This is a genomic window from Okeania sp. SIO2C9 (genome assembly GCF_010672455.1).
In the GTDB taxonomy this organism is placed as follows: Bacteria; Cyanobacteriota; Cyanobacteriia; order Cyanobacteriales; family Microcoleaceae; genus Okeania.
Map to the genome: position 1 here is coordinate 25,270 of NZ_JAAHGO010000063.1, position 9,779 is coordinate 35,048.

Below are 9,779 nucleotides of genomic sequence, written 5' to 3' on the forward strand. Positions count from 1 at the left end.
AGTAAATACTTCTTCTTGTCGTTAATGTGTCAATACTAATTTAGTACCTTCGTAGTATTTCTCTCTCTACAGAATGTAAAGTGTCACAAAGATTGCGGTATATATTGGTTTAATAATGATTGCGTTCACTATAAGGAGGCAAATATTTTTTAGTATAGCCAAGCGATCGCCTAAGTTTTAAAAGATACGATCGGGGGTTCTATAAACCGGATTTAGTATTACCTGTATTTCTCATTAATTTGAGCAAACCTAGTTAACTATCAAATAGCTAACCGCACTTCTAACAATCAAAAACTCAAACTTAGGAAACCATTACAGAAGTCAGTAATCTTTCCACAATTGTTTGAGCACGTCTTCCTCCTGCTGGTATCAAACGATGGGAAAGAACATAGGGAGAAAGAAATTTCACATCATCAGGAATAGCGTAATCTCTTCCAGCAAGAAACCCTAAAGCTTGAGCTGCTCGATGCAAAGCAACTGTTCCACGAGGACTAACACCCAGTGTAACTTCTTCATCTTCCCGCGTTGCTCTGACTAATCGGAGAATATATTTTTGTAAAGACTCATCTACTTTCACTAGACTGCACAAACGACGCAACTCTTCGACTTCCTCTAAAGTAATACAAGCTTTTAGTGTACTTAATCCTACTCCCTCAGAAATTCTTTGTAGCATCTGTAACTCTTCAGATTCTGTAGGATAGCCTAATGTCAGAGATAAACTAAAACGATCCATTTGTGCTTCCGGCAGTGGAAATGTCCCCTGATATTCAATAGGGTTCTGAGTTGCAATGACAAAAAATGGGTTAGGAACAGAACGCGAAACCCCATCTATAGTAACCTGTTTTTCCTCCATTACTTCTAATAGAGCAGACTGAGTACGCGGTGTAGCACGATTAATTTCATCTGTCAATAGTACATTGGCAAACACCGGACCTGGTAGAAATTCAAATTTTCCACTGCTAGGGTTCCAAATATTAGTACCAGTAATATCGGTAGGTAGTAAATCAGGAGTACATTGAATTCGCTGAAACTTTCCAGCGATCGAATAAGCTAGAGATTTAGCTAATAAAGTCTTACCTACACCGGGAACATCTTCTAAAAGAACATGACCTTCCGAAAGAAGTGCTACTAATACTAAGTTAATGGCATCTTCTTTACCAACAATAGTTTGACTAAGATTTTGTTTCAGCTTTTCAATACTTTCTTTCATAAAATTTATGATTTGCTATCTATAAATAATTACTTTTATTGCTTTGAGATATAAGTAGGGTAATTTAGCAAATCTAAATATTTAATATTGGGGATATTTTTATGCTATTCTTAGATTACTAACTCCAAATTTAATAATATCTCAAATTAATATCTACCTTACAGAAAATTTTAACTTAAATTGAAGTAAATTAACTTAAGTTAATTGGGAAGTGGAGGTTTGAGATTGGCTGAAAGAGTATTAAAGCTTTTATTTATTCTTATCAAACTAACAAAATATTTTTGTCTGAATTGATATGAACTCAATTCAAATATAGCGATTATTGTACTGATGAAGTATAAAGTTTTATATTTTAGGCAACAGAACAGATAAAGAAGAAAAACAGTTGTACTTCACTAAAGTTGAAAAATACTATTTTCGGTGGCATATTCTTCACAAAGTACTGTCTAGAAGGTAGTTTGGATTAAACTACTACCTAATATTCTTGACCGAACACTCCTTTAATTATCAAATAATCTTATATCTTTGTGATGGCACTACCATAATAATTAATATTTAGTAACAGTAACGTTTGTTAAATAGGTAGGCACTAAAAAAATTAAGTATGTAACAAAAAGTAAAGTATTTCCTAAGTCTTTTTCCTTCTGCCTTCTACCCTCTGCCTCCCTAAGCACGATAAATTTTAACGCTTACCTACTTAGTTGAATTAATTTTGTCACAATAAATATTGGCTGAAAGCCCAAAATATCCTGGCTTCTAACTCCTAAATTAAAACTCTTTCATCAATTGAAAAAATTAACAGACTTATGCAAAAAGTCTGGCACAATAAACAGCAAAGAGAAACATCATCAAAATTAAGGCCAAAAATTTTATTTTAACAATTTCTTGAAGTTTAATACTTAAAATATTACCTTGATCGCACTATTTACATCAGAAAAACTATCAATCAAATTGTAATTAATACGAGAATATAAAAGGAACAGGATTAATTCCTATCCCTTGAATTGAATCTAATTTAACTATGAGAATTTAGTAGTCACGAGAGAATTTGTCTCCTCCCCCTTTTCTTGCGCCACCACCAGATGACCCTCGACTTTCTCGTGGCCTGGCCTTATTGACCTTTAGAGTACGTCCCATCCATTCAGCAGTATCAAGTGCTTCAATGGCTGCTGTCTCTTCATCTTCTGTCTCCATTTCTACAAAAGCAAAGCCCCTGGGACGACCAGTCTCACGGTCTGTAGGAACTTGAACTCGTTTAACCGTACCATAATCGGCGAAGACTTCTCTTATATCTTCTTCTTTTGCCTCGTAGGAAAGGTTTCCAACGTAAACCGACATAATTGACCTCCAAAATTAAATGCAATCTAGAGAGATTTCGGAAGGCCAGCAATGCCAGATGAAACATCACAAAAAAGCTCACCACTGAAAGCAAAAACTGTAACCTATACCTATTCTCGAACTAGATTATATCATAGACAGTTTTGGCTAAGAATTATACAGATTAAAACTTTAGTCCAACTTGAAAACTACCAGTAAAACTTTTTAGATTTTAGCTACATAGAAGTTTGATGAAATGTCTAGGCTAAATTATTCATCAAATTTTACCAATTAAACAGGAATGCTATATTTTTTTTAGCTTTGCATAATTGATTGTTGATATGTTCGACCAATAATGAATTCAAAAGCAATGATCAATTAAAGTGATACAACATTTACTCATAACTCAATTATTTTCCATTGAGACAACTACATTCTTGTACATTATATTTATTTAGTATTACTGATAAGTATACTTCTAGCAATTGCACAGTCTTCTTGAATCTTCGCTTTTAGTAAATCTAAAGAAGCAAATTTTTGTTCAGGTCTTAAAAACTCGATCAAATTTACTTTTAGAGTCTGACCATATAAGTCTCCAGACCAATTTAACAAGTGAATTTCTGTAGTCGGGTGTAGACCATTTAATGTGGGGCGACAGCCAATATTCATTACTCCTAAGTGTGGGCGATCGCCAGAATCATTTTCCTGAAGTTGCTTCTGCTCAAAGATATAGACCTCTACAGCATACACTCCAAAACGAGGCAAAAATTTTTGTGGCGGTAGCTGTAGATTAGCTGTAGGAAATCCTAAAGTTCTACCTAATTTTTGCCCTTCTACCACCTGACCGACTAAACTGTAGGGACGACCTAATAAACGATTGGATTTTTTTAGGTCTCCTTGCTCAAGAGCTTGGCGAATTATAGAACTGCTAATACGTTCTCCATTTTCACAAGTGTATAGAGGTACAATAGCAGCTTCTATATTATATTTAGCTGCAATAGTCTGTAAATCTGTTGCTTTTCCTGCTCTGTTTCGTCCAAAGCGGAAGTCCCATCCTACACTTACTTTACTTGCTTTTAAGTGTTTTACCAAAATTTTTTCTACAAATTCAGTAGGAGTTAAATTTGCCAATTCTTGGTCAAATGGCAGTAGTACTACTTGTTCTACTCCCATCTGTTGAAAAAGAGCTAATTTTTCATCTACTGGAGCTAACAATTTTTTTGGCTTTCCACTAAAAAACTCTTGGGGATGAGGGTTAAAAGTGACAACAGTTGAATAAATTTTTGGCTCTTGGCAATCATCATTTTTGTCCAATTCACTTTGGTAATACCATGATGAATTTAATAATTGAAGCTTTGTGTCTTTGTCTACTTCTGTATCTGTTTGTGATGGATAAACATAAAGTGAATTTTTTCTAGTATCTAATTTTAAAGTTGGTTGAACTACTTGCCTATGTCCTCGATGTAAACCATCAAAGTTTCCCAAGGCAACGGTAGTTGGAGTTAGTACTGTAGCTAAAGAAGAAGTTACCCACACACCTTATATTTTCATTGATTGAATTATTTTTTACTACATTTAATCTTTTTCATCTATATTTTTTGTCAGCTTACTCACAAAATTAACATTAAGCTAAAGTTTCAGCTTTTTTTGGAGTATTTTAATGCTGAATTATTCTCTTCAGTATTGCTTGGAGGAATTAATTGAATTGACAAACCTTCTCTTGCCATCAAACTATTAGGAAATTTTTCTGCTACTTGCTCCCCTACTTTATCTAAGAAATCATCATTATGTATAGGGTCATGGTGAAAAATCACTAATTTTTTAACTTGAGCAGCTTTAGCAATTTTTACAGCCTCCTGCCAAGTTGAATGTCCCCAACCTATTTTACTAGACTTGTCCGAATAATATTCTTCATCTGTATAGGTAGCGTCGTAGATTAATACATCTGCTTGACGAGCCAAAAATAAAACATTTTCATCAAAGCGATCGGGAAAATGTTCTGTGTCAGTAACATAAGCTGCAGCATATCCTTGCCAGTTTATACGATATCCTACTGCTTCTCCAGGGTGGTTGAGCAAAGCATTTTCTACAACTATATCACCAATTTTAATTGGCTGACTTATTTCCAAATCGAAAAACTTAAGTTCGGCCCCCATAATTTGCAAAGGCACAGGAAAATTAGGGTTAAGCATTTGGTCATTAAGCCTCTGTTGAATAGTAGCTCCATTGGGAGCAACCACTCCATATATATAGAAACGATTATTTTTTACAAAAGCAGGTGTAAAAAAAGGAAAGCCTTGAATATGATCCCAGTGGGTATGGGTAAAGAACATATGGGCTTCTACGGGCATTTGAGACATCAGGGATTGACCTAAAACTCTTAGGCCAGTTCCACCATCAAAAATCAGGCGATGTCCAGCAACTCGCACTTCTAGGCAAGGAGTGTTACCTCCATATCTTACTGTTTCTGCTCCGGGAGAAGCAATACTACCTCTTACGCCCCAAAATTGAACTGTGAATTGATTTTGTTTAACCGACATGAGTTTTATTGCAGAATTTCTTGAGTAAGTCCATCGAGGAGATTTTACTTATGAGTCAAATTTTTGCCATAATAAAATGGCTTAATTTTTAAGTTTAATGATATACTTTAATATATTTTAACTGTTTCCTAAATGAATCTAGCAAAGTTTTGGGTGTAAAGAGGGTGGAAGATGAAAGTTAGGATTTTTAGTTCTGCTGATATTAAATGACTCGCGTAATTTTTATCGGCCATTTTCTACATCTACAGATTATTTAGAATTCTACTATTGTAATAACTTAGTAAATAAATTTTGACAGTAAAGTTTTTTTATCTACTCAACGCTTTTCAACCTACTTCTGTATCAAGAGTTTAACTTTTACGCTCCTGAAATTAATTTTTGAACGTGGCATCTACACAGCTTCTAATTGTTTCAAATTTTTTTAGTATTTATTTCATTCCTGTTTTTAGTGAAGATTGCAAGTAAACACAATATTAATCTCTAGATTTCCACTAACATACCAAACTACTATAGCAATATTTTATGAAACTGGTATAATTACTTAGTACAGGATTGCGGAAATAACTTACCAGTTAAAAAATCCTAAAACAATTACAAATCAAAAATGATTGACTGTCAAATGTGCGTCTTATATTCTGAGGAAACCTCGCCAATTAGCACTCGCTTTTAAATGCATGATTTTTAATTTCCGCATAGCTGAACTAGAGCAATTAGAAATGAGGATAATTTTCTTGTTTGTTAAATCAAGCTTTGTCTAGAGAAATTAGATTTTTTTTATCTATTTTTGCTAACTTTGTCCTAAATTATGTTCATTGTTCTTAATTTACTTATTGCCAGCCATAAGTTTTTTGGCAGGTAATCCGAATTGCTTTTGAGATACTATTTGTCAAATTACTATTAAGAGATTATGGATAGAAATTTATATAAAAGTGGGAAGAAGTCCAAGGATTGAAATAAACATAAAAGAGTAGTGTATCGGTATTCAAACTCGATGGGTTATGCTCACAAATAAAAAGTATAATTGTATTTTCATATCGCTCCCATATTCCCTGTTTCCTTTTTTATATTTTATGATACATTCAACCTCTGACAGACATAGCTAATACCATTTATCAAAAACTTTTTTACCTGTATTTTTAGTAGGGGAGTATTCAAGAATTAATAATTAATAATTAATTATTAATTATTACCGAAAAATTCTGGGTATGCGCCTCCCCTTTTAAGGGGATAAAAAAAGAGAATATTTCAGATTTCAAGCCTCCTTATTGCAGAGGTACTGATAACTGATAACTGATAACTGATAACTGAAATGACCTCTCCTTGAAAATAAGAAGATTGACTCAAAGAAAGTTTTTTCTTGTTTCTGCTTTAAAAGAGAGGCTTTAAACCTTAATTATTCGGTCAACATAAAAATAATATACATTCGCTGGCTAATAATTACTCAAAACGTTGTTGAATCCTGTCATTATTTAATCATTGAAGTTTTGTATAAGAATAGCATTATTTTTGATAAATGGCATAAAAAACTAAAACTAGAATATACAAGATTCTTTGTACTGCTATAGTTATGAGGACTTTATTTAATGTCTCGCTCTAGAATTTTTACATGGCGATCACTGTTGACTATTAGCATAGTTTTCTGCTTGGTTTTACTACTAACAATTACTACTATACTTGCTGTTATTCGTCCACCTCGAACTAACACTAATTTATTACTATTTCCAGGTATTATTTATCAAAGATTTGCCTTTTCTCAACCACGCCCGGTCATGATTCATGTTGTAACTATAGCTCTGAACACCCCTGGAGTAAAAGCATTAGTCACACCAAGAATTTCTACTTCTCCAGATCTGAAAATTCGTGCCCGCACCACTTCTGAATTTGTCAATGAATTTGATTTACAACTAGCAATAAATGCCAATTTTTTCTCCCCCTTTTATGAAAAGACACCTTGGGATTTTTACCCTAAAAGTGGTGATTTAGTTAATGTAGTTGGGCGGGCAATATCTAATGGTGATGATTACTCTATAATTGATAGAAACTGGCCGACTTTATGTTTGAGTGTTAATAATTATGCTCAAATATCAGATAACTCTATTTGTTCAGCTCAAACTATTCAAGCTATCTCTGGTAATTTAATTTTAGTTGCTAATGGTCAAGCAGTTACTCTGCCAAAAAATTCACCTTTGAATCAAAAACCCTATCCACGGACAGCAGTAGCAATTAATCAAACAGGAGATAAATTATGGTTAATCTTAGTTGATGGTAAACAGCCTTTTTATAGTAATGGTGTTACTTTGGCAGAATTAACTGAATTTATTATTAATTTAGGTGCTGATAAAGCATTAAATTTAGATGGTGGTGGTTCAACAACTTTAGTAGTAAATTCTAATTCCCAAGCTAAATTATTAAATTCACCAATTCATACTCTTGTACCTATGCGTGAACGTTCAATTGCTAACCATTTAGGATTTTATGCTCTACCTTAGACCAGTTTGATAAATATTTGCTACAAATAGATAGGCTATTTCTTCGGAGTAAACCCACACCTAACCCCTCCTAAGAGGGGAAGTCAGGAGTCGTATGGGAATGGCTTCGCTATAATTTTTTAGGTCGTAACTTATCTTGTTTGTCAAAGGGACATTATATATAAAGCCTTTTAATCACCCACATGATTCATAACATTCTTTTTTGTAATTGGTATTAGACCGGAAATAGAGAAAAAAATTGAATATTTTTCCCTTAACTAAGTCCTGACTACTACTTGCTAAAAATTATTGTAGTAATATTTTTTGAAAGTGTTATGAACCAGATATGAAATGATTGAAGAAGAAAGAAGGAAGGACTGAAGTTGGAAAAAGAAAAAAGTGGATGGGGAATACTCAAATAAGCAGCTCTGCTCGACGGAACTCCAACAAACTTGTAGACACTGCAGGTCAGGTGTGGGGTATTAAACCTTTAAAAAAAAGATAATGTTATAGTAAGTTTAGAAAAAAATCTCACAAAAACAAATAATAATCACCTATATTATGGGTTGGCAAATAGTCTTAATTCCATTGATTTTTCTAGGTACTCTAATTCTTGTATTTTGGCAGCCAAAAGGTTTAGATATAGGTTTCAGTGCAATGATAGGAGCCTGCCTAACACTCACAACTGGTCTAGTTTCTCTAGCAAATCTACCTACATTGATTTGGGCAATTTTAGTAAATACTACCTTTACCTTACTAGCTTTAATAACTATTAGTTGGATATTGCAACAAAAGGGAGTTTTTCGTTGGTTCGGATTTCATATTGCTAATTGGAATCTGGGTAGCGGTAAACTTTTATTTGTCACACTGCTAATATTAGTAGCTCTAGTTAGTGCTATTTTCGCTAACTATGGTAGTACCTTATTATTTCTACCAATAGTAATTGAAGTTCTAATTTTACTCAAGTTTACCCCTAAAGAAATTATCCCATTTCTGATAGCTTGTGGCTTAGTTGCTGACATCAGTAGTCTACCATTTTCTATCAGTAATTCAGTCAATTATATTGCTACTACTACATACAATATTTCTTTTGGTAGTTATATAATGATAATGCTACCTGTTAGTTTCGTGACAATTGCTGCCAGTATTGTTGTTTTGTTGTTTTACTTTTGGTCTGATATTCCTAGGAAATATAAAAAATTTAGATTCAGAAAAAATTATCTAGAAAGAGCATTACCAGCAGCTAGTATAGAACCAAAAATTAGTCTGAAACTTGCGGATAAAAGTCAAAAGAAGCAGAATTTATACCTACAATCAGAAGAATTACTTGAGAGTGAAGAAAGTCACAAAATTTCAGTTAATAGTTTGCAGAATAATTATCGATTCCAAGATTTAATTTCTCAAACTAAATTTTTAACAAATTACTGTTTTTCTCTCTTTAAATTGATATTTTATCCTTTCCTGCCAGTGATTTTATTTATCTGGGCAATGTACATAATAGTTTTTGGTCTGAGTAACTATGGTTTAACAGATGTAATTAAATCTCTGTTAGTTCAAATCTCTGGATGGGGATTTTCTCTAGCTATTATTGCTACTGGTTTTTTATCTGCATTTATTAGCGCAGTCTGTAATAATTTACCATCTTCTTTGATTAACATATTGACAATTCAAACTGCACCAATAATAGATTCTAATATTTCAGAAGCAATGGTTTATGCTACTATTATTGGCTGTGTTGTTGGTGCTAAAATCACCCCGATTGGTAGTCTATCTACTCTATGTTGGTTTTATATGATCAAGCGACATGGTTTTCAAATTAGTTGGAAAAATTACTGTGGTATTAGTTTAGCTATAATTTTACCTATTTTATTTATTAGTCTTTTGAGTTTAATTATTTGGTTGCCAGGAATGCAAATTAATTAAACTCTACTAATGCGTATGTCATTGAAAAATAGAGGAACAGATGGAGGGATGTGGAGATGGGGTGTATTGAAGTATTTTCAATTATTGCCTAATTCCCATGTACGACTGTGTATCTCTAAGATTTTGACGCGACTAAATATTCCAACAACAGAGTCACACAAGTATGGGAATATTTTTCCACCTTTTTTTCTAGTATTGCACTACGCAAATAGGGCGCGGACATTTATAAATGCTCAAACGAGTGTCAGATATTACTTTTAACTTTTAACTTTTGACTTTTGACTTGCGCTATATTGCCTAATTCCCACAGTACGACTCCAT

The 9,779-nt window shown here is 33.2% G+C and carries 6 protein-coding genes; 2 read left to right on the forward strand and 4 right to left on the reverse strand.

Translation table 11 applies throughout. From position 1 onward, the window contains the following. Positions 1-301 precede the first annotated feature (301 nt). The 4 genes from F6K23_RS30835 to F6K23_RS30850 all read right to left on the reverse strand — a co-directional run bounded on the left by F6K23_RS30835 (position 302) and on the right by F6K23_RS30850 (position 5,067). Positions 302-1,210: a MoxR family ATPase gene (locus F6K23_RS30835; RefSeq protein ID WP_293163114.1), complete on the reverse strand. Its 909-nt coding sequence runs from the start codon at positions 1,208-1,210 to the stop codon at positions 302-304. 1,029 nt (positions 1,211-2,239) lie between these two features. Continuing rightward, positions 2,240-2,548, reverse strand: coding sequence for an RNA-binding protein (locus F6K23_RS30840; RefSeq protein ID WP_293163115.1), 309 nt, complete (start codon positions 2,546-2,548; stop codon positions 2,240-2,242). A gap of 429 nt (positions 2,549-2,977) precedes the next feature. After that, positions 2,978-4,063, reverse strand: coding sequence for a bifunctional riboflavin kinase/FAD synthetase (locus F6K23_RS30845; RefSeq protein WP_293163116.1), 1,086 nt, complete (start codon positions 4,061-4,063; stop codon positions 2,978-2,980). A 101-nt stretch (positions 4,064-4,164) separates the two neighbouring features. Next, the gene (locus F6K23_RS30850; protein WP_293163117.1) at positions 4,165-5,067 is read right to left on the reverse strand and encodes an MBL fold metallo-hydrolase; all 903 of its coding nucleotides are present in this window, start codon (positions 5,065-5,067) and stop codon (positions 4,165-4,167) included. Positions 5,068-6,650: 1,583 nt separating this feature from the next. Between F6K23_RS30850 and F6K23_RS30855 the strand changes: the two genes are divergently transcribed. Both F6K23_RS30855 and F6K23_RS30860 read left to right on the forward strand, forming a co-directional pair. Further along, positions 6,651-7,556, forward strand: a complete 906-nt coding sequence (locus F6K23_RS30855) for a phosphodiester glycosidase family protein (RefSeq protein ID WP_293163118.1) — start codon at positions 6,651-6,653, stop codon at positions 7,554-7,556. A gap of 540 nt (positions 7,557-8,096) precedes the next feature. After that, complete coding sequence (locus F6K23_RS30860) at positions 8,097-9,458, forward strand: ArsB/NhaD family transporter (RefSeq protein WP_293163120.1); 1,362 nt, start codon at positions 8,097-8,099, stop codon at positions 9,456-9,458. Positions 9,459-9,779 lie beyond the last annotated feature (321 nt).